Annotated in this window: 19 protein-coding genes, 1 tRNA gene and 1 pseudogene; 13 read left to right on the forward strand and 8 right to left on the reverse strand. The window is 56.9% G+C overall.

Translation table 11 applies throughout. The features are described 5' to 3' along the window. The first annotated feature begins 182 nt into the window (after positions 1-182). The 6 genes from DTA24_RS08565 (at position 183) to mgtE (ending at position 7,531) form a co-directional block, all read left to right on the forward strand. Entirely contained in the window at positions 183-1,274 is a 1,092-nt protein-coding gene (locus tag DTA24_RS08565) for a porin OmpC (RefSeq protein ID WP_008803977.1), read from the forward strand. Positions 1,275-1,377: 103 nt separating this feature from the next. Beyond that, the gene (apbE, locus tag DTA24_RS08570; RefSeq protein ID WP_023340560.1) at positions 1,378-2,430 is read left to right on the forward strand and encodes an FAD:protein FMN transferase ApbE; all 1,053 of its coding nucleotides are present in this window, start codon (positions 1,378-1,380) and stop codon (positions 2,428-2,430) included. A 73-nt stretch (positions 2,431-2,503) separates the two neighbouring features. Further along, a complete protein-coding gene (ada, locus tag DTA24_RS08575) occupies positions 2,504-3,568 on the forward strand; it encodes a bifunctional DNA-binding transcriptional regulator/O6-methylguanine-DNA methyltransferase Ada (RefSeq protein WP_008803979.1) in 1,065 nt (354 codons plus the stop codon). Continuing rightward, positions 3,568-4,221 carry a DNA oxidative demethylase AlkB gene (gene alkB / locus DTA24_RS08580; protein ID WP_008803980.1) on the forward strand — a complete coding sequence of 218 codons (654 nt, stop codon included), beginning with the start codon at positions 3,568-3,570 and terminating at the stop codon, positions 4,219-4,221. Before ada ends, alkB begins: the two co-directional genes overlap by 1 nt. A 74-nt stretch (positions 4,222-4,295) precedes the next feature. Then, positions 4,296-5,939, forward strand: a complete 1,644-nt coding sequence (locus DTA24_RS08585) for a multidrug ABC transporter permease/ATP-binding protein (RefSeq protein WP_123836725.1) — start codon at positions 4,296-4,298, stop codon at positions 5,937-5,939. Between the two features lie 155 nt (positions 5,940-6,094). Next, positions 6,095-7,531, forward strand: a complete 1,437-nt coding sequence (gene mgtE / locus DTA24_RS08590; RefSeq protein WP_012541001.1) for a magnesium transporter — start codon at positions 6,095-6,097, stop codon at positions 7,529-7,531. On the opposite strand, the gene DTA24_RS08595 is transcribed toward mgtE, so the two are convergent. Continuing rightward, positions 7,494-8,654 (reverse strand): SulP family inorganic anion transporter, encoded by a 1,161-nt coding sequence (locus DTA24_RS08595; protein ID WP_072122938.1) that lies wholly within the window; start codon positions 8,652-8,654, stop codon positions 7,494-7,496. The two genes, mgtE and DTA24_RS08595, sit on opposite strands and share 38 nt — an antisense overlap. Before the next feature lie 358 nt (positions 8,655-9,012). Between DTA24_RS08595 and mqo the strand changes: the two genes are divergently transcribed. Next, entirely contained in the window at positions 9,013-10,647 is a 1,635-nt protein-coding gene (gene mqo, locus DTA24_RS08600; RefSeq protein ID WP_012541003.1) for a malate dehydrogenase (quinone), read from the forward strand. Positions 10,648-10,712: 65 nt separating this feature from the next. Here mqo and eco read toward each other — a convergent pair whose 3' ends face one another. The 4 genes from eco to DTA24_RS08620 form a co-directional block, all read right to left on the reverse strand. Beyond that, the gene (gene eco, locus DTA24_RS08605) at positions 10,713-11,204 is read right to left on the reverse strand and encodes a serine protease inhibitor ecotin (protein WP_008803985.1); all 492 of its coding nucleotides are present in this window, start codon (positions 11,202-11,204) and stop codon (positions 10,713-10,715) included. Positions 11,205-11,356: 152 nt separating this feature from the next. After that, complete coding sequence (locus DTA24_RS08610) at positions 11,357-12,466, reverse strand: AI-2E family transporter (RefSeq protein ID WP_022064830.1); 1,110 nt, start codon at positions 12,464-12,466, stop codon at positions 11,357-11,359. Positions 12,467-12,814: 348 nt separating this feature from the next. After that, the gene (locus DTA24_RS08615; RefSeq protein WP_008803987.1) at positions 12,815-13,003 is read right to left on the reverse strand and encodes a hypothetical protein; all 189 of its coding nucleotides are present in this window, start codon (positions 13,001-13,003) and stop codon (positions 12,815-12,817) included. Positions 13,004-13,073: 70 nt separating this feature from the next. Continuing rightward, entirely contained in the window at positions 13,074-13,283 is a 210-nt protein-coding gene (locus DTA24_RS08620; protein WP_004102265.1) for a YdgH/BhsA/McbA-like domain containing protein, read from the reverse strand. Between the two features lie 333 nt (positions 13,284-13,616). Between DTA24_RS08620 and DTA24_RS08625 the strand changes: the two genes are divergently transcribed. The 6 genes from DTA24_RS08625 to DTA24_RS08650 all read left to right on the forward strand — a co-directional run bounded on the left by DTA24_RS08625 (position 13,617) and on the right by DTA24_RS08650 (position 18,198). Further along, positions 13,617-14,357 (forward strand): amino acid ABC transporter ATP-binding protein, encoded by a 741-nt coding sequence (locus DTA24_RS08625; protein ID WP_123836726.1) that lies wholly within the window; start codon positions 13,617-13,619, stop codon positions 14,355-14,357. 8 nt (positions 14,358-14,365) lie between these two features. Then, entirely contained in the window at positions 14,366-15,064 is a 699-nt protein-coding gene (locus DTA24_RS08630; protein WP_032733373.1) for an amino acid ABC transporter permease, read from the forward strand. Positions 15,065-15,073: 9 nt separating this feature from the next. Beyond that, the gene (locus DTA24_RS08635) at positions 15,074-15,826 is read left to right on the forward strand and encodes an amino acid ABC transporter permease (protein WP_039102388.1); all 753 of its coding nucleotides are present in this window, start codon (positions 15,074-15,076) and stop codon (positions 15,824-15,826) included. Further along, positions 15,816-16,658, forward strand: coding sequence for a transporter substrate-binding domain-containing protein (locus DTA24_RS08640; protein ID WP_012967538.1), 843 nt, complete (start codon positions 15,816-15,818; stop codon positions 16,656-16,658). Before DTA24_RS08635 ends, DTA24_RS08640 begins: the two co-directional genes overlap by 11 nt. A gap of 4 nt (positions 16,659-16,662) precedes the next feature. Then, a complete protein-coding gene (locus tag DTA24_RS08645) occupies positions 16,663-17,202 on the forward strand; it encodes an L-2-amino-thiazoline-4-carboxylic acid hydrolase (protein ID WP_008803992.1) in 540 nt (179 codons plus the stop codon). 207 nt (positions 17,203-17,409) lie between these two features. Continuing rightward, positions 17,410-18,198, forward strand: a complete 789-nt coding sequence (locus DTA24_RS08650) for a pyrroline-5-carboxylate reductase family protein (protein WP_008803993.1) — start codon at positions 17,410-17,412, stop codon at positions 18,196-18,198. 12 nt (positions 18,199-18,210) lie between these two features. On the opposite strand, the pseudogene DTA24_RS29050 reads toward DTA24_RS08650, so the two are convergent. The 3 genes and pseudogenes from DTA24_RS29050 to yejM all read right to left on the reverse strand — a co-directional run. Further along, a pseudogene (locus DTA24_RS29050) lies at positions 18,211-18,306 on the reverse strand (AraC family transcriptional regulator); the annotation flags it as partial. Positions 18,307-18,494: 188 nt separating this feature from the next. Further along, positions 18,495-18,571 (reverse strand) — tRNA-Pro (locus tag DTA24_RS08655). Between the two features lie 76 nt (positions 18,572-18,647). Further along, the gene (yejM, locus tag DTA24_RS08660; protein ID WP_008803994.1) at positions 18,648-20,408 is read right to left on the reverse strand and encodes an LPS biosynthesis-modulating metalloenzyme YejM; all 1,761 of its coding nucleotides are present in this window, start codon (positions 20,406-20,408) and stop codon (positions 18,648-18,650) included. Between the last annotated feature and the right edge of the window lie 4 nt (positions 20,409-20,412).

The following is a 20,412-nucleotide window of genomic DNA, read 5'->3' on the forward strand; positions in this document are numbered from 1 at the left end:
TCCGCCATTTTTACAAATTGAAACATCTTGTGGGCATTTTGAAACATCTTAGAAGTTTTAGTATCATATTCTTGTTGGATTATTCTGCATTTTGCAGCACAATGAAATAGCCGACTGATTAGAAGGGTAATCAGTAAGCAGTGGCATAATAAAAGGCATATAACAAACAGAGGGTTAATAACATGAAAGTTAAAGTACTGTCCCTCCTGGTACCGGCTCTGCTGGTAGCAGGCGCAGCAAATGCGGCTGAAATTTATAACAAAGATGGCAACAAATTAGACCTGTACGGTAAAATCGATGGTCTGCACTACTTCTCTGACGACAAGAGCGTAGACGGCGACCAGACCTACATGCGTGTAGGCGTTAAAGGCGAAACTCAGATCAACGACCAGCTGACCGGTTACGGCCAGTGGGAATACAACGTTCAGGCGAACAACACTGAAAGCTCCAGCGATCAGGCATGGACTCGTCTGGCATTCGCCGGTCTGAAATTTGGCGACGCGGGTTCTTTCGACTACGGTCGTAACTACGGCGTGGTATACGACGTAACGTCCTGGACCGACGTTCTGCCGGAATTCGGCGGCGACACCTACGGTTCTGACAACTTCCTGCAGTCCCGTGCTAACGGCGTTGCAACCTACCGTAACTCTGACTTCTTCGGTCTGGTTGACGGCCTGAACTTTGCTCTGCAGTACCAGGGTAAAAACGGCAGCGTCAGCGGCGAAGGCGCGACCAACAACGGTCGTGGCGCGCAGAAACAGAATGGCGACGGCTACGGTACTTCTGTAACTTATGACATCTTTGATGGCATCAGCGCTGGTTTCGCGTACTCTCACTCTAAACGTACCGACGATCAGAACAACCTGGTTCTGGGTAACGGCGACAACGCTGAAACCTACACCGGTGGTCTGAAATACGACGCGAACAACATCTACCTGGCCACTCAGTACACCCAGACCTACAACGCGACCCGCGCCGGTTCCCTGGGCTTTGCTAACAAAGCACAGAACTTCGAAGTGGTTGCTCAGTACCAGTTCGACTTCGGTCTGCGTCCGTCCGTGGCTTACCTGCAGTCTAAAGGTAAGGATCTGGAAGGCTACGGCGACCAGGACCTCCTGAAATATGTTGATGTTGGCGCGACTTACTACTTCAACAAAAACATGTCCACCTATGTTGACTACAAAATCAACCTGCTGGACGACAACAGCTTCACCCGCAACGCCGGTGTTTCTACCGACGACGTGGTTGCACTGGGCCTGGTTTACCAGTTCTAAGTCGCAAGCTGCACAAGAAAAAGGCGCCTCTGGCGCCTTTTTTTATGTCTGGTTTAACCTCGCTGGTATACTCTTGTCGCCCTGGTAAGAGGAGCCTCGACTAATGGACATGACTTTCTTTCGCGCCGCACTGCTGGGCGCCTGCGTACTGCTCTCTGGCTGCGATTCAGCCACCACCCCTGCGACCCCGGCTTCGACGGCCACCGTGCTGGATGGCAAAACCATGGGCACCTTCTGGCGGGTCAGCGTCATTGGCGTGGATGAGGCAAAGGCCGAGGCGTTGCGCGCCAAGGTTCAGGCCCAGCTGGATGCCGACGATCGCCTGCTCTCGACCTGGAAAAACGACTCGGCGCTGATGCGTTTCAACCACGCGGCGGATACCCGGCCCTGGCCAGTGAGCGAAGCGATGGCGGACATCGTGACGCTGTCGTTGCGGATTGGCGCCAAAACGCACGGCGCGATGGATATTACCGTGGGGCCGCTGGTCAATCTGTGGGGCTTTGGCCCGGATAAACAGCCGGTCACCACCCCGGATGCCCAGGCGATAGCCGCGGCGAAGGCGCGCACCGGCCTGCAGCATCTGCAGGTTATCAATCAGAGCGGCAGGCAATTCCTGCAAAAAGATATCCCCGATCTGTTTGTCGATCTCTCCACGGTGGGGGAGGGCTATGCTGCCGATCACCTCGCGCGATTGATGGAGCAGGAGGGGATCTCCCGCTATCTGGTGTCGGTGGGCGGGGCGTTGGTGAGCCGCGGGATGAACGGCGAAGGCAAGCCCTGGCGGGTGGCGATCCAGAAACCGACTGACCGGGAAAACGCCGTCCAGGCGATTGTCGACATCAATGGTCACGGCATCAGCACCTCCGGCAGCTATCGCAACTACTATGAACTCGACGGCAAACGTATCTCGCACGTCATCGATCCGCAGACCGGGCAGCCGATAACCCATAAGCTGGTCTCCGTGACCGTCATTGCGCCAACGGCGCTGGAGGCGGATGGCTGGGATACCGGACTGATGGTGCTCGGGCCGGAAAAAGCGCAGCAGGTGGTGCGCGAGCAGGGGCTGGCAGTCTATATGATCGTCAAAGAGGGCGAGGGGTTTAAAACCTGGATGTCGCCACAGTTTCGCACCTTCCTCGTCGGCGAGAAAAATTAAAAAGCAAGATTGCGGGTTTTTTGCTGCGGGCGTCGCCGCAGACTGAGGATACACTTACAGCAGGAGCCTCGTCATGAAACCGATAGTTGCCGATACCGATGACCGCCGCTGGCAGGCGGTCTGCGAACGTGATACCCGGGCCGATGGTCAGTTTGTCTTTGCGGTACTGACCACCGGTATCTGCTGCCGCCCTTCCTGCCGCTCGCGTCGTGCGCGGCGGGAAAACGTGCGCTTTTTTGCCGACGTCGCCGCTGCCGTGGCGGCGGGGTTCCGCCCTTGCAAACGCTGCCAGCCGGATAAAGACGATCCGCAGCAGCAAAGGGTCGACAAAGTGGCGCAGGCCTGCCGGTTGCTGGAGCAGGACGCGCCCCTGACCCTTGAGGCGCTGGCTCGTGAGCTGGCGGTCAGCCCGTTTCATTTCCACCGTTTGTTTAAATCCGTCACCGGTATGACCCCCAAAGCGTGGCAACAGGCGTGGCGCGCCCGACGTCTGCGGGAAGCGCTGGAGCAGGGGAACACGGTGACCCGCGCCGCGCTGGCGGCCGGTTTTCCCGACAGCAGCAGCTATTATCGTCAGGCCGATGCGGCATTAGGTATGACCGCCCGTCAGTTTCGCCGTGGCGGCGCCGCCACCGTGGTGACCTGGACCACGGGCGACTGCGCGCTGGGCCGCTGTCTGGTGGCGCAGAGTGAGCGTGGCGTTTGCGCCGTTCTGCCGGGCGATAACGATACGGCATTGCTCGACGACCTGCGCCAGCGCTTTCCCAACGCCGAGTTGCGCCAGGGCACCCCTGAGTTCCGTCGCCAAATGGCCGAGGTTTTCGCCCACCTCGACGACAGCCGGCGGCCGGTATCGCTGCCGCTGGATCTGCAGGGCACCGCCTTTCAGTTGCAGGTCTGGCAGGCGCTGCGGCAGATCCCGGCGGGCGAGACCCGCAGCTACCGCCAGGTGGCAGAGCATATTGGTCTGCCACGAGCAGCAAGAGCGGTGGCTGGCGCCTGCGCGGCGAATTCGCTGGCGGTGATCGTTCCCTGCCATCGGGTGGTACGGGAGGGCGGCGCGCTGTCCGGTTATCGCTGGGGAACGGCGCGGAAAGCGCAGCTGCTGGCGCGCGAGGCCCAATACGAGGAGGAATAATGCTCGATCTGTTTAGCGATACGCCACCGTGGCAGGAGCCGCTGGCACCCGGTGCGGTGGTGCTCCGACGCTTCGCCCGCGAGCGCGCCCCGGCGCTGCTGCAGGCGATTGCCGATGTCGCCCGCCAGTCGCCATTTCGCCAGATGGTCACGCCGGGCGGATACACCATGTCGGTCGCCATGACCAACTGCGGCGCGCTGGGCTGGACCACCGATCGCCACGGCTACCTGTACGACCCGGTCGACCCGTTAACCGATCAAACCTGGCCGCCGATGCCTGCCGTATTCCGCGAACTGGCGCTGGCGGCAGCCGCGGCCGGCGGCTATCCGAACTTTTCCCCCGACGCCTGTCTGATTAACCGCTATCAGCCGGGCGCAAAACTGTCGTTGCATCAGGATAAAGATGAACAGGATCTGCGGGCGCCGATCGTCTCGGTCTCGCTGGGTCTGCCGGCCATCTTTCAGTTTGGCGGGTTGCAACGCAGCGACCCGCTACAGCGGCTGCTGCTGGAGCATGGCGATGTGGTGGTCTGGGGCGGCGAGTCGCGTCTGTTTTATCATGGTATTCAGCCGCTGAAAGCGGGTCATCACCCCGAAACGGGCGACTGTCGTTACAACCTCACTTTTCGGCAGGCGGGCAGTCGCCAGTATTAAAATAAGAATTATTCTTGATGTCATCGGCGAGCCGTTTAAACTGCTGGCTGTTTTGCTTTTCCGGATAGCCTGTTATGGAACTTCTCTCTCTCGTCTGGCGTCAGTATCGTTGGCCGTTTCTCGGCGTGATTGCCCTCAGTCTGCTCAGCGCCGCGCTGGGTATCGGCTTAATCGCCTTCATTAATCTGCGCCTGATTACCGCTGTCGATACCTCGCTGCGGGTCCTGCCGGAGTTTCTTGGCCTGCTGGGGCTGCTGATGGCGGTGACGCTGGGCTCCCAGCTGGCGCTGACCACCCTCGGCCACCATTTTGTTTATCGCCTGCGCGGCGAATTTGTTAAACGCATCCTCGATACTCAGATTGAACAGGTGGAGAAGATCGGCAGCGCGTCGCTGCTTGCCGGGCTGACCAGCGATATCCGTAACATCACCATCGCCTTTGTGCGCCTGCCGGAGCTGGTGCAGGGGATCATTCTGACCTTCGGCTCTGCCGCCTATCTGGCCTGGCTGTCAGGCAAAATGATGCTGGTGACGGCGCTGTGGATGGCGCTCACCATCTGGGGCGGTTTTGTGCTGGTGTCGCGGGTGTACAAACATATGGCCAGCCTGCGCGAAACGGAAGATAAGCTGTATCACGACTACCAGACGGTGCTGGAGGGGCGCAAAGAGCTGACCCTCAATCGCGAACGCGCGGAGTATGTGTTTAATCAGCTCTACCTCCCGGACGCCCGGGAGTATCGGCACCATATCGTTCGCGCCGATACCTTCCATCTCAGCGCGGTTAACTGGTCGAATATTATGATGCTTGGCGCCATCGGGCTGGTGTTCTGGATGGCCAACAGCCTCGGCTGGGCCGATACCGCCGTGGCGGCGACCTATTCCCTGACGCTGCTGTTTCTGCGCACGCCGCTGCTCTCCGCCGTCGGCGCGCTGCCCACCTTGCTCAGCGCCCAGGTGGCGTTTAACAAGCTGCGCCAGTTCTCTCTCGCCCCATATCAAGCCGAATTTCCCCGGCTGCAGGCGCATCCTGACTGGCAGACGCTGGAGTTGCGCGATGTCACTTTCCATTATCCGGACCAGCGCTTTGCGGTAGGGCCGCTTAACCTGACGCTGAAACGCGGCGAGCTGGTGTTTCTGATCGGCGGCAACGGCAGCGGCAAGTCAACCCTGGCGATGCTCCTGACCGGCCTGTATCAGCTGGTTTCCGGTCAGATCCTCGTGGACGGCCAGCCGCTGGCGGCGGATAAACCGGAGGAGTATCGCAAACTGTTCTCCGCGGTGTTTACCGACGTCTGGCTGTTTGACCGCCTGCTCGGGCCGCAGGGAGAGGAGGCCGATCCGGCGCTGGTGGCAACGTGGCTGGAGCGCCTGCAAATGGCCCACAAGCTGCAGCTGGAGAACGGGAAAATCGCCGACCTCCGGCTGTCGAAAGGGCAGAAGAAGCGCGTGGCGCTCCTGCTGGCGCTGGCCGAGTCCCGGGACATCATTCTGCTGGATGAATGGGCGGCGGATCAGGATCCGCATTTCCGCCGCGAGTTCTATCAGGTGCTGCTGCCGCTGATGCAGCAGATGGGGAAAACCGTGTTCGCCATCAGCCATGACGATCACTATTTCCAGCACGCCGATCGCCTGCTGGAGATGCGTGCCGGCCAGCTGTCCGAGCTCACCGGGGAGGAGCGGGCGCAGGCTTCCCGCGATGCGGTGGCCCGTACGGCCTGATGCTCGCCGCGAGCCCGGGGGAAAAGCCGGGTGCCGCGCCGCTGAAATTTTCAGCGACTACATTGCTGGCGGTTATTATTTCCCCCTCCTCGCGCTATGCTTAAGGCTTCCGGCCCGCAGGCCGGCTCACTATTCTCAAAAGGATTGCCCGATCGATGTCCGTTTTGCATAAAAAAAGCGCCCGCTTACGTGACGAAGAGCGCGCCCGTCTGATTTGGCTCTTGAGCACCGATAAAGCAGTGACCTCCGCGCTGCTGGGCAAACTGACGCTGGCCGAACGCTATGATGAAGGAACGCTGGCCGATGACCTGGCGGAAGTCGAGATCCTGGTCTCGCATCTGCCGCCGCCGGATCTCGCCGATGCGCTGGAAGCGCTCCCCTATGACGCCCGTACCGCGCTATGGTGCCTGGTGCCTGACGATAAACGCGGCGAAGTGCTGCTGGAAGCCTCAGAAAATGTCTGGGGCGACCTGATCGACAAGATGAGCGACCCCGAGCTGCTGCAGGCGATGCAGCCGCTGGATATCGATGAACAGGTTTACCTGCTGCAGCATCTGCCGCGCAACCTGACCGGACGGCTGCTGGCGACCCTGCCTGCCGAAAAGCGTGCCCGTATTCGCCAGATTATGCGCTACGCCGACAACAGCGTCGGGTCGATCATGGAGTTTGAGGTCATTACGGTGCGACCGGAGGCCACGCTGGCAGCGGTGCAGCGCTATCTGCGGCGTCTGGGTAAAATGCCGGAAAACACCGATAAGCTGTTCGTCACCACCCGTAACAAGCTGCTGCTCGGCGAGCTGGAGCTGCAGACCATTCTGCTCAACGATGCGCAGAAGCGGGTAGGGGAGGTGATGGAGGGCGATCCGGTCACCTTTCAGCCGCACGAAGAGGCGGAGAAGGTGGCGCGCACCTTCGAACGTGATGACTTGCTCAGCGCCGCCGTCATTGATGCCGATGGTAAGCTGATCGGGCGACTGACCATCGATGAGATCGTCGATGTGGTCTATGAAGAAACCGATAACGATCTGCGCCGGATGGGGGGCCTGAGCGATGAAGAGGATGTCTTCGCCCCGGTCAGCAAGGCGGTGAAAACGCGCTGGGCGTGGCTGGCGGTCAACCTGTGTACGGCGTTTATCGCTTCCAGGGTCATCGACGGCTTCGAACACACCATTTCACAGCTGGTGGCGCTGGCCTCGCTGATGCCGATCGTCGCCGGGATCGGCGGCAATACCGGCAACCAGACGATCACCATGATCGTCCGGGCGATGGCGCTACAGCAGATCCAGCCCGGCAGCTTTACCTTCCTGATCCTGCGTGAAATGGGGGTCGCCCTGATTAACGGCCTGGTATGGGGCGGGATTATGGGGGCCATTACCTGGTGGCTGTATGACGATCCGCAGCTCGGTGGGGTGATGACGCTGGCCATGATGCTCAACCTGCTGATGGCGGCGATGATGGGCGTGATAATCCCGATGGTTATGGTGAAGCTGGGGCGCGACCCGGCGGTCGGCTCCAGCGTGATGATCACCGCTATCACCGACACCGGCGGCTTCTTTATTTTCCTTGGTCTGGCGACGCTGTTTCTGATGTAGCCTGCGCCTTCGTGCGCAGGCGGCGGGGGATGAGCGCCATGGCGACGATCCCCGCCAGCACGCCGATCGCCAGATTGCTGGTTCCCACCGTTGCGGCGACGGTCACCAGCATCACCAGCGTTTCCGGCCACGGATTACGCACCAGTTCGCCCGGGCGAATACTATGCCAGCTAAAGGTTTTCACCGCCACAATCACCATCACCCCTGCCAGCACCGCCATCGGGATCTGCGCCATCACCTGGCTGAGCGCTGTCACCAGCAGGAGCAGCACCAGACCGGCGATCACCGTTGAGAGACGGCTGCGGGCTCTGCCCATCTCCACGTTAACGATGGTCTGGCCGATCATCGCGCAGCCGGCGATACCGCCATAACAGCCGGCAAGGATATTAGCGATACCCAGCCCGGCGCTTTCCCGCGATTTGTTCGACGGGGTATGGGTGAGATCGTCCACCAGCTTAGCCGTCAGCAGGGACTCCATCAGACCGACAAAGGCGATACTGAGGGCGCACGGCCAGATAATCTGCAGTGTCGCCAGGTTCAGGGGGACGGTCAGGGCAGTGAATCCCGGCAGGCCGCCGCTCATCGAGCCTTCATCGCCGACGGTGGGCAACTGCTGGCCAGTGGTGACGGTATAGAGAGTGAGCGCGACAATGGCGATCAGTGGCGCCGGGACGGCCTTAATGAAGCGCGGCGCCCAGAGGACGATAAGCAGCGTCAGGACGAACAGGCCGACGATCAGCGGCTGGCGACTCCAGAAGTGCGGTACCTGAGCAAAGAAAATCAGGATCCCGAGGGCATTGACGAACCCGGTCATCACTGCCGGGGGAATAAAACGCATCAGGCGCGCCATGCCGCACAGACCAAACAAAATTTGAATCATACCCGCCAGAATGACCGCCGGCAGAATGTAGCCCACGCCGTACTGATGCACCATTGGGCCAATGACCAGCGCCACCGACCCGGCAGCAGCCGTCACCATTGCCGGGCGCCCGCCGAGGACCGACATCGCCAGGCAAAGCACCACCGAGGCAACCAGGCTGACCTGCGGGTCAACACCGGCAATGACCGAAAACGAAATAACTTCAGGGATTAACGCCAGGGCGGAAAGCACGCCGGCCAGCACTTCGCGCGTCAGTAACGACGGGGAGCGGAGGATGGGGCGCAGATTGCCGGAAGCGGCGGGGTCAGAAACTGGGGGCATAAAAAAAGTTCGCAGCTTATAAAAAAGAGGGAGCGGTGGCAGGCCCTGCTTCCGTGCGGTCTGTCACAAAACCGAGGATGATAGCGCGGAATCCCCAAGGCTACCAGTACAAAAAGTGATTTGGTGTATACATTTATTAAACATTTTTATAACGGATCTCAAAACAGAACTTAAAATTTAAACAATATTTAAATTTTTGAGCTTCGGTGGTAACGTGAGTGGTGAGAATCGTATCACCTGCGCTAAATAAAAACAGCGAGTAAAGTAAGGCTCAAATCCGATGAATAAAAAGATGGCCGTACCACGCTCACAGGCGGTTGGTCCCAACAGCACTCGGACCAACACCCGCCATGAGCAAGAGACGGATGTATTGTTGATTGGCGGCGGCATTATGAGCGCCACACTGGGAACCTGGCTGCAGGAGCTTGAGCCAGACTGGTCTATTACCATGGTTGAGCAGATGTCCAGCGTGGCGGAAGAGAGCTCAAACGGGTGGAACAATGCGGGTACCGGCCACGCGGCGCTAATGGAGCTGAACTACACGCCGCAGACCGCCAACGGCATCAATATCGACAAAGCGGTCGACATCAACGAAGCCTTCCATATCTCGCGTCAGTTCTGGGCGCATCAGGTGACGCGCGGCGTCCTGAACAAACCAAAATCTTTCATTAACAGCGTGCCGCACATGAGCTTTGTGTGGGGCGAAGATAACGTCAACTTCCTGCGCGCGCGCTATGCGGCGCTGCAGCAGAGCGAACTGTTCCGCGGTATTCGCTATTCTGAAGACCATCAGCAGATCAAAGCCTGGGCGCCGCTGGTAATGGAAGGCCGCGATCCGCAGCAAAAGGTGGCCGCCACCCGTACTGAAGTGGGAACCGACGTCAACTATGGCGAAATTACCCGCCAGCTGATCGCCGGCCTGCAAAAGCATGATAATTTCTCCCTGCAGCTGGGTACCGTGGTGCGTCGCTTCAAGCGCAACGCCGACAAGAGCTGGACGGTCACTCTCGCGGATGCCGACAACCGTCGTCAGAAGCGGGTCATTAAAGCGAAATTCATCTTTATCGGCGCCGGCGGCGCGGCGTTGACGCTGCTGCAGGAAACCGGCATTCCACAGGCCAAAGAGTATGCGGGCTTCCCGGTCGGCGGCCAGTTCCTGGTCTGCGAAAATCCGGAGGTGGTGAACCACCATCTGGCGAAGGTTTACGGCCAGGCCGAAGTGGGCGCGCCGCCGATGTCGGTGCCGCACATTGATACCCGTATTATCGACGGTAAACGCGTGGTGCTGTTCGGGCCGTTCGCCACCTTCTCGACCCGCTTCCTGAAGAACGGTTCATTGTGGGATCTGCTGGCCTCGACGAATACCTCGAATATTCTGCCGATGCTCAACGTCGGTCTGGACAACTTCGATCTGGTGAAATACCTGATTAGCCAGGTGATGCAGAAAGATAAAGATCGCCTGGCGGCGCTGTGCGAGTACTATCCGGAAGCGCGGAAAGAGGACTGGCGGTTGTGGCAGGCCGGTCAGCGCGTGCAAATTATCAAGCGCGATGCGAAGAAGGGCGGGGTACTGCGCCTCGGTACTGAAGTGGTGAGCGATGACGAAGGCACTGTCGCGGCGCTGCTCGGCGCATCGCCAGGCGCCTCCACCGCGGCGCCTATCATGCTGCAGCTAATGGAAAAAGTGTTTAAAGACAAAGTCAATTCGCCGGAATGGCAGGCCAGGCTGAAGGCCATCATCCCGACCTACGGTATTCGCCTTGATGGCAACCCGGCGGAGATTGAGAAAGCGCTGGCGTGGACCAGTGAAGTGCTGGAGCTGAAATATGAGCCGGCCGCGGTGGCGGATGAAGCCCCGCAGGCGGAGCTGAAGCCGCTGAGCGGTGGTAAGCCGATGGCGGATATCGCGCTCTGACAAACGCTCTGACAAAAACGGCAGCCTGCGGGCTGCCGTTTTTTTTGTCGGTTTGATGGGTCGACTTAGCGGACGACGGCGTTACCGATGGTTTCGTCGGCGCGCCAGATGCGATATTTCACATCGACATTGCTCGGCGCGTACACGACAATCGGCAGCTTGCTGTTGTAGCGCAGCATGGCATCATCGCCGAGACCGGCAGTGACAAATTTCTTCTCTTTCTTGCCATCCGGGCAGGCCATCATGGTAGAGACCGGGCCGCTCAGCTTATCAAAGATATAGTAGTCATAGCCCCAGCCTTCCAGGGTTTTGCTTTCCAGCTTCCCGCCTAAACGATGGTGGTTGCAGTCAACTTCCAGCGTCTGGCCGATTATCAGCTCAACCTTCAGCGCTGACTCATCCTGCTGCTGCGGCAGCTGAATAACCTGACGCTTCATGCCTTTTTCCGCTTTCGGGAACGGCGCGACTTTTTCCAGCGGCTGGTCTGCGGCCTGGGCGCCAGCGGACATGCAGGCGGCGGTCAGCAGAGAAACGGCTAGCGTAGTGATTTTTTTCACGGTTGATCATCCTTTATTTTCGTTCCTGACTGATACAGCCTATCATTGCTTTGCTGAATGTTAAGTTTTATTTACTAATTTTTTCAAAATGAATGGTGTTATGTACTGGCGTGATGCCATGTCGCACCTTGCGCCACGGCGGCCCATGAAGCTTATTCGTTGCGGCTATTTTTCGCTTCCTCAATGAATTCTTCATCTAATTCATCAGTGTTGCCAGCATGCTCTCGTCCCGACAGCAGGTTCCAGCAAGCGATAAACAAGGCGGCAATCAGCGGCCCGATAACGAATCCGTTGATGCCGTAGATCTCCATGCCGCCCAGCGTCGCGATAAGGATCAGGTAGTCCGGCATTTTGGTATCCTTGCCCACCAGCAGCGGACGCAGAATGTTATCCACCAGGCCAATCACAATCACAAAGAAGCCAACGATAAAGGCGCCCTGCCACAGCTGCCCGGTGGCGAAGAGGTAAATCGCCGCCGGCACCCAGATAATGGCCGAGCCTACCGCCGGGATAAGCGACAGGAACGCCATCAGCGCACCCCACAGAATGCTGCCGTCCAGACCGGCAACCCAGAAGGCAAAGCCGCCCAGCGCCCCCTGCGCCAGCGCTACGGCCACGGTGCCTTTTACCGTGGCGCGGGCGACCGCGGCGAATTTAGCGAACAGGTGCTGCTTCACATAGCTCGATAACGGCAGAGATTCGAGAGTCAACAGCACCAGGTAAGGCCCATCCTTCAGCAGGAAGAACAGCAGGTACAGCATAATGCCGAAGCTGACGGTAAAGCCAAAGGTGCCTTTACCAATCAGAAACGCGCTGCCGGCCAGATACTGGCCGCTTTTCAGCGCAACATCGGAGAGCTGCTGCTGGATCTGCTGCGCGCTATCGAGGTTGTGCTCGGCAAGGAAACCTCTGGCCCAGCCGGGGAGGTGAGCAAACAGACTGGCGACCACCGTCGGGAACTGAGTGTCGTTATGCTGAAGTTTGCTATACACCACGTTCAGCTCGTAGGCCAGCGACGAGAGGATGATCGCCAGCGGCGTAAAAACGATAAGGCAGATGATGACGATGGTCAGCAGCGCCGCGAGGCCATTGCGCTCGCCGAGGCGAGTGCGAATCTTGTTTTTGACCGGATTAAAAATCACCGCAAGGATCGCGGCCCAGAGGATGGCGGAATAATAGGGTGAGAGAACATCAAAAAAGGCCAGGGTTACAATAAAGACGATAAGGATGAAAAATCCTTTGGTAAGTCCATTAACTCTCATGTCATCCGCTCCTGCTTATGAGTCATACAGTCGAATGATAGATGCTACGACGTAATTTACCATCTGGATAGTCGTACTCTATAACAGAGGGGAAAAAGTGGATAAAAGCCCTGGCAGAAAACCCTGCGGACGCTATTGAGTAAAACAGACAACTTCTGCTTTCAATGCCTGTCCGGTACGCATGATGAAAGCAGTGTTATCTGCAAAATGTGCTGTCAGGAAGCAACGAGGTGTAGAAGCGTAGTATATCGATACGGCAAAAGCGGAGGTTATGGCGGATAATCCATGGTCAAACGGGCAGAAAAAAAGCGCGCAGCGGATATTTCCACGCGCGCCTTATGCAGTGTCTTACTGAAGATTGCCTGCGGTCAGGCTCTCTTTATCAAAGGCATGGCTGACATCAATATGATTCTGATGCATCGATGTATCGATATTTGAACCCGCCTCCGGATGTGTCTGGCTCTTCTCTGCGGCCATCACGCCGGACGAAAGTGTAGCGGCCAACAGCAGTGCGGTGACTACGCCGATATTTTTCATATTCTGTTCCTTATTTCATCGTGTTGTCGCTGTCGCCTGTTTCTTCCGGCGGCCCGGCAATGTGGCGATTTTATTTCGTCAGCTCAGCGGTCATATGTACGCGGTTATTGAATTGAGCGCTGGTGATTTTGTAAGACGCGCCTTGCTCTGCGGCCTGCGCGGCAATTTTGGCTTCTGCGCGGTCCAGGGTGGAAGCGCTGGCGCTGATGCTCTGAGCAAAAGTACCGAAAGAGATCATAGAGAGTGCGGCAACTGCAACGAAAGTTTTGATGGATTTCATGGTCGTATTCCTTAAGTGTTTTGTCAGTGTTGGAGCGTTGTTGCCCCGATGTGATAAATGATAGGCTGACGGCCGGATGATTAAAATCGAAACAATTTGCTTTCATTGTTCAGTAAATTTGAATAATCATTGTCAAGTATCGCCATCCAGTTTTGTTAAGAAAGCTAAATTACAATTCAGCCTCATTGTCATAACAAATATATAAAAAGTTATTTTTTAACTTTCGATAGATGATTTTCTTGTTTGCTATCATCTGAACTGCAGCAATATAGTTTTTAGGCAGCAATAAGCGCCGGCGTGCGGCAAATAAAAATTATCCACGAATATTTAATTATGATAACTATTAATAAGATCAGTAAAAGCTTCTCCGGTGAAAGAGTGCTAAAAGAGGTCTCGCTCAGTATTCATTCCGGCGAGATTATTTGCATTATTGGCCCCAGCGGCTCAGGGAAAACCACGCTATTACGTACGCTTAATTTCCTGGAGCCTGCCGATAGCGGGCAAATAAGAATAGATGATGTGGCGCTGGATTGCGCAAAAGCGGGCAAAAAGGAGATTGAAAAGCTACGGGCGAAAACCGCCATGGTTTTTCAATCGTGGAATCTCTTTCATAATCTGACCGCACTGCAGAATATTACCGAAGGCCTGATTTACGCTCAAAAGCGCCCGCGTCAGGAGGCGCAGGATATTGCTGAACAACTCTTAAAGCAGGTGGGGTTATTGCATAAAAAAGACAGCTATCCGCACAGTCTCTCCGGCGGCCAAAAGCAGCGTATCGGGATTGCGCGGGCGCTGGCAATTAACCCCGCCGTTCTGCTGCTGGATGAGCCGACTTCCGCGCTGGATCCGGAAAAAGTTGGTGAAGTGCTGGAGCTTATTCAGACGATTGCCGCTGCGGGTCAGACGATGATTATCGTGACCCATGAAATGGCGTTCGCCCGCCAGGTCGCTTCCCGGGTGGTATTTATGGAAAACGCCGAAATCGTTGAGCAGGGCCCGGCGGAACAGATATTTGGCGCAGCACAGCAGGGGCGAACCCGGGCGTTTCTGGCGCAACTGCACTATCATGCCTGAGGCTAATGATGAACAATAACCCGCTCTTTAACTGGCAGGATATCGCCGGAATATTGCCGAAACTGCTGGAAAATTTACCCGTGACCCTCGGGATAACGCTGGCATCGCTGCTGCTTGGTTTGACGATCGCGCTGCTGATTGTGCTGCTGCAGTTTAGTCGCTTTAAGCCGCTCAGCGCGGTGGCAAACGGGTATACCGACATTCTGCGTGGCGCCCCCCTGGCGCTGCTGATCCTGCTGTTTTTCTTCGGCGGAAAATTAATTTTGACTGCGCTGGCGCTGCCGCCGCTATGGATTAGCGATACCACCTTTGCGGTGTTGTCTATTTCGGTCAGCATCAGTCCCTATTTTGCAGAAATGATGCGCTCCGCGTGGCGTGCGGTGGATACCGGCCAGAAAGAGGCCATCATCAGCCTCAATATTCCCTGGCATAAGGGAATGCAGCGGATTATTTTTCCCCAGGGGCTCATTATTGCCATTCCCGTTTTTGGTAATCTTTTAATTAACCTTGTGAAGATGACCTCACTGGTCAATATTATTGGTATTGTAGATGTTTTTGGCCGTGCACAAAAGATTTCGCAAAATAGCTATGGATCTAAACAGGTTGCGGCGTTTATTAGTGTTATTATCGTTTACTGGGTGCTGAATAGTATTATTCTCTATTTTACCACTCGTATTGAAAAGAAGTATCAGTTCCTGCTGGAGTGATAGATTAACATGTTTAGCCTGGCATTCATTCGGGACAATTTTACGTTTATTTTAAGCGCGCTGCCGGTCACCCTGGTGATAACGTTATTGTCCTTACTCTTTTCCACCCTGCTGGGCGCGGCGCTGGCGTGGGTGATTATTCGTCAGGTTCCCGGGGTTCAATGGGGGGCGAAGGTATTTCTCTCCTTTAGCCGTTCGGTCCCGGTACTGGTGATGCTGTATTTCTTTTTTTACGTCTGGCCATGGATAGCCGCCGGGCTGTTTGGCGGCCCGCAGGACAATATGTACCACTATAAACTCTCGCCACTGGCGGCGGCGGTCACCGCGCTATCGCTGATTTTCAGCGCGTATTTCGCCGAAACCTTTCGCGCAGGCTGGAACGCGGTTGATAAGGGGCAGCGCGAGGCCGCATGGTCAATTGGGCTAAGCGGGTTCACGCAGTTCCGACGCATTATTTTTCCGCAGGCGGCAGTATCCGCACTGCCGAACTTCACCAGCGTGCTGATCGATCTGATTAAAGACACCTCGCTGGTTTACACCATCACCGTTATTGATCTGATGGCGAAAGCCAATATCGCCGCCGCGCGCGGGTTTCATTTTGTCGAAGCCTATTGCGTCGTGCTGGTGATTTATATCGCGCTGTGCCTGGCAATTGCCAGAGCATTGCGCAGTGTAGAACGGTTTCTGCGCGCCCGCTGGCAAGGAAACGTACAAAAGAGTGTTCCACGGTTATCATTTTGGGGAAGGTATTTTGAAAAATAAAATTTTACTGGTGAGTGCGCTGACGTTGGCAATGGGAATTAACGCCGCACAGGCGGTTGAAAAAAGTCCGCACGCGAAGACTATTGAGGTTGTCGTTAACGCTAACGGTTTTCCCTTTAGCTTTGTGGACGATAACAACAATATTACCGGCTACGATGGCGATCTGTTAAAGGTGCTGGACCAGCGGTTAACCGACTATACGTTTCATTTTAATGCGGTCTCGCGCGACGCGATGATCGTCGGCCTGTCGACCGGCGCGTATACCCTTGCGGCGGATCACTTTTATCTCACCAAAGAGCGGGCGGAAAAATATGACCACTCCGGCGAGCCGACCGGGATCAGCGATTTACGCCTGATTGTACGTAACGATGAGAACGATATTCATCAACTCGGCGATCTCGCCAGCGGTAAGAAAAAGCTGGTGCCGATTCACACCTCCGACGCCCGTTATACGGTGATTGAAAACTACAACAAAAAACATCCAGGCCAACAAATTAACCTGCAGCCCAACGGCGAGCAGTCCGCCGCCGATATCTTTAAAGCGGTCGCTTCCGGGGAATACGATGCGGCGATTTATCCCATTGGTGCGCTACTGGCGTTAAATAAGGCGCTAAATCTCAATCTGAAAGCTTCGGATTCCGTCGGCCTGTTTCCTAACGTCTATTTGTATAAAAAAAATACCGACCCGCAGTTGATCAAAGCGATTGATGCGCAGTTGGTTGCCCTGAAAAAAGACGGCACGCTCGCTGAGCTCTCACGGAAATGGTACGCCGAAGATGTGTATGCCCTGCCGGGCGCCAGCGACGTCAAAGTGAATACCGACTGGGAATAAACGCATGACGCAAATAAGCTCGGAGCCGGCGCATAACGCCGCCACCTTAAACGATGAGGTGACCCTGGCGCTGCGCGCCATTACTGAAAAACGCGCGGCTACCATCGGTTACCTGTTGGACGAAAGCCGACAACGTCATATCGCGGATGATTTTGCGCGTGAAGCCATACGTCACTATGGCCGCGATATCGGGCATAAGCTGCGTGCGCAAATGCGCGATCGCCAGGATTTGCAGGAGTTTGCCGGGCTGTTTACCCGCGGTCTGGAATCTCAGGTTTATGAGATGGAGCCCGTTAGCGCCAGCCGGGCTGAATTTATCGTCCTGTTTCACTACTGTCCTTACGTTAACTGCTGGCGGCAGCAGGGGCGGGGCGCCAGCGAAATTGAGACGCTATGCGATATCTGCATGGAAGGCGATCATGCGTTAACCGACGCGTTTCCGGGGCTGCGTTTAGAGGTGCAGACCGCGCTGGCTCGCGGTGATGCCGCCTGTCGGCTGCGTTTTTATCAGTCAGAGTCGCATGAGGCGGAATGGCAACCTTAAGTGGGGGCCACGCAACCAGTTTATTAATCAGCCAGAAGCGGCGATTCAGGCACTGAGCGGGCAAAAGCTCACCACGGTTGACGGCGACGTTGACGGACGGATTTATCCCACTGACGGAACGGGGATTCGCGTTGCCGACCCGGCGCGACAAGGCCGGCGCTTCGGTGTTGGTCACGACGAATAGCGTTTTGAATAAGGAGTAAAACTATGGCAAAGGTCCATTTTATTGGTGCCGGACAGATGACGGAGGCGATTATTCGCGCGTCATTAAGCAACGGTACGCTGCGGGCGGACGCGATCTCGCTGGAGGATATCGACAGCGCGCGAATCGAGGCTTTGCACTCCCGCTATCGGTTGTCGGGCGACGGTGGCTTAAGCGAGGCCTCTTTGCTGGTGCTGGGGATCCGTCCGCAGGACGATCTGGCGGCGGTGGCGAGCCGCGTGCGCGCCCAGCTAAACGGCTCGACGACGGTGGTTTCTCTGATCGCGGGAGTGACCCTGGAAAAGCTGGCCTCCCTGTTTGGTGAGACAACGCCGATTGCCAGGACGATCCCCAATACCCTGACCGATACCGGATTTGGCTATAGCGGCGTAACCTTAAACGCCCACGCCAGCGCGGCTGAGATCGAGCCGTTTCTGCGCGGTTTTGGCAAAGTGCTGTATTTGCCAGAGCGGTTGATCGATGTCTTTACCGGTTTTGGCGTCGCGGGGCCTAACTATATTTACTACTTTATTGAGTCGCTTACCGATGCCGGCGTACTGGCGGGGCTGTCGCGGCCTCAGGCGACGGAGGTGGTGCTGGAGAACCTCCTCGGCGCGGTCGAGATGCTGCGCCAAAGCCAGAAGCATCCGCGTCAGCTTCTGGATATCAATAATTCACCGGCGGGAGTCGGGATCCACGCTCTGTATGAGCTGAACAACAGTGACTTTGCCGCAGGCCTTCAGCGCAGCGTACTGGCGGCGGTCAGGCGTACCCGTGAACTGGGACAGCGCTAAACCCCTTCTTCCCGCCACTGGCCGTGCAGCACCCGGCGCTTTTCCGGCGATGCGCTTAAAGGCACGGCTTAAGGCTGCATGAGAACGGTCGCCCAGCCGGATCGCTAACGTCGTCTATTAATCCACGGGGAGCAGGACAAGTTCAGGCATTGGTCATTCGACATGCCAGGGGGAATATGCCTGAAGATCCCGTTTAAATTCGACGGAAAACAGGCAACAAAAAACCCGCAAACTCGGAGAGAGTGCGGGTTTCTGTAGGGTTACCGGTCGTTAACAAAACTTACCGGTGAATGATTTGGTCGGCACGAGAGGATTTGAACCTCCGACCCCCGACACCCCATGACGGTGCGCTACCAGGCTGCGCTACGTGCCGACGCGTGGGGAACAATATTACCCGTTCCCCGAGCGAATGCAAGCGGGTCGCGCGCGATTGATTCATAATTAATCAATCAGTTAGCGATAAAGCGTTTTTCGTCAGTCAGGACCTGCAGCAACAGGCTGAGCTGCGGTTTCTGATCTTTAATTTTCTCGCCGTCGCGGCTCCAGGTGGTATAGGTGCCGTTATGGTTGAGGACCACGGTGATGGTCGGGGTGGTAATGGCCAGCGTATCGCCGTTGGCCGCGGTGACCCAGTTCCGACGTCGTGCGGCGCTGAACAGATCTTCACCCTGCGAGTACTCATTGGCTGGCGTCGAAACGTGGAGCAGGCGCTGCATCAGCGTGGTCATTACATCTTTGTTATCGGTCAGCGTGGCAATTTCCTGCGCCGGCGTGCCCGGCCAGTGAATAACCAGCGGCACCTGCAACTGCTCGCGCGACCAGTCGAACGAGTCGTGTTTGACGTTAAGCGGCTTGCCGTGGCCGCCAGTGATAATCACCACCGTGTTGTCGAGCTTGCCGGCTGCGCGTAGCGCGGTCAGCACCCGATCAATTTGGGCGTCAACATCACCTGCCGCCTTGCTGTAACGGCGGACAAAGCCCTGTTGCTGCGTGTCGTCGAGGGTGGTGCCGTTGAGCGAGATCCACGAGAACCAGCGATTCTCATCCTGCGCGTAACGGTCCAGCCAGCCGATCCACTGATTGGCCGTCTGTTCGTCGCTCTGAGTCTTCGCGCTCGGTAGCGAGAAGTCGGAGAGCAGCGCCTGGCGATAGAGCGGGCTGCTAAACCCATCGGAGGAGAACAGGCCCAGCTGGTAGCCCTGCTGGTTGAGGGCGGTGATCAACGCGGCGGGAATACGCGCCGAGAGGACACCGTCCATATAGCCTGGTGAAATACCGTAGAACAGGCCAAACAGGCCGCTGTCGGCGGTATTACCCGAACTCATATGCTGGGTAAAATTGACGTTCTCTTTGGCGAACGCCGCCAGCGCCGGCATGGTCTTTTCAAACCGCGAATAGTTCAGGTTGTCGACGGTGATCAGCAGCACGTTGTAGCCCGCGCCGAGATCACGGTAGCGCAGGTTGCTGAGCGGATACTGGACCGATACCGCCTCCGGCGCCCCTTGCTCCACCAGACGACGCTGATAATCCTGGGCGTCGAGCAGGCCATGTTTCTCGAGGAAACGGCGGGCGGTCATCGGATAAGAGAGCGGCAGATTCGCCCGCTGCATCGTGATCGGGCGATAGAAGTTGGCATCCGCCCAGATATAGACCAGGTGGCTGCTGATAAACGACAGAAAGAAGAACCAGGCGACCGGGCGGGCGTAATGACGGCGGCGCGTCAGGCTGCGCAGTTTCTGCCAGCTCCAGGTGGCGAAGAGCATTTCAATCAAAAAGATGACCGGGACGCTGATAAACATCAGCTGCCAGTCGCGCGCCATCTCATTCTGGTCAGGGTTGATGACCAGCTCCCAGACGACCGGGTTTAAGTGAAGATGGAAGCGGGTGAAGACCTCGCTATCTATCAGCAGCAGCGTCATCCCGGCGGTGGCAAGGATCACCGACAGGAAGCGCATCAGGCGCTGCGAGACCACGATAAAGGTCAACGGGAAGAGGATCAGCACATAGCTGGTAAACACCAGGAAGCTGAAGTGTCCGACGAGACTGACGTACGAAAAAAGCCGTCCGGCAAGCGTCGTCGGCCAGTCGGCGACAAAAAGATAGCGGCTGCCGAGCACCATGGCCAACAACATGTTGAACAGGGCGAACCAGTGCCCCCAGCTGACCATCTGGGAGACTTTTTCTCGGTAGGGCTGACGTAGAGTCACCATATAC

Origin of the sequence: Klebsiella sp. P1CD1 (assembly GCF_003790505.1) — a bacterium.
GTDB classification, from domain to species: domain Bacteria; phylum Pseudomonadota; class Gammaproteobacteria; order Enterobacterales; family Enterobacteriaceae; genus Klebsiella; species Klebsiella variicola.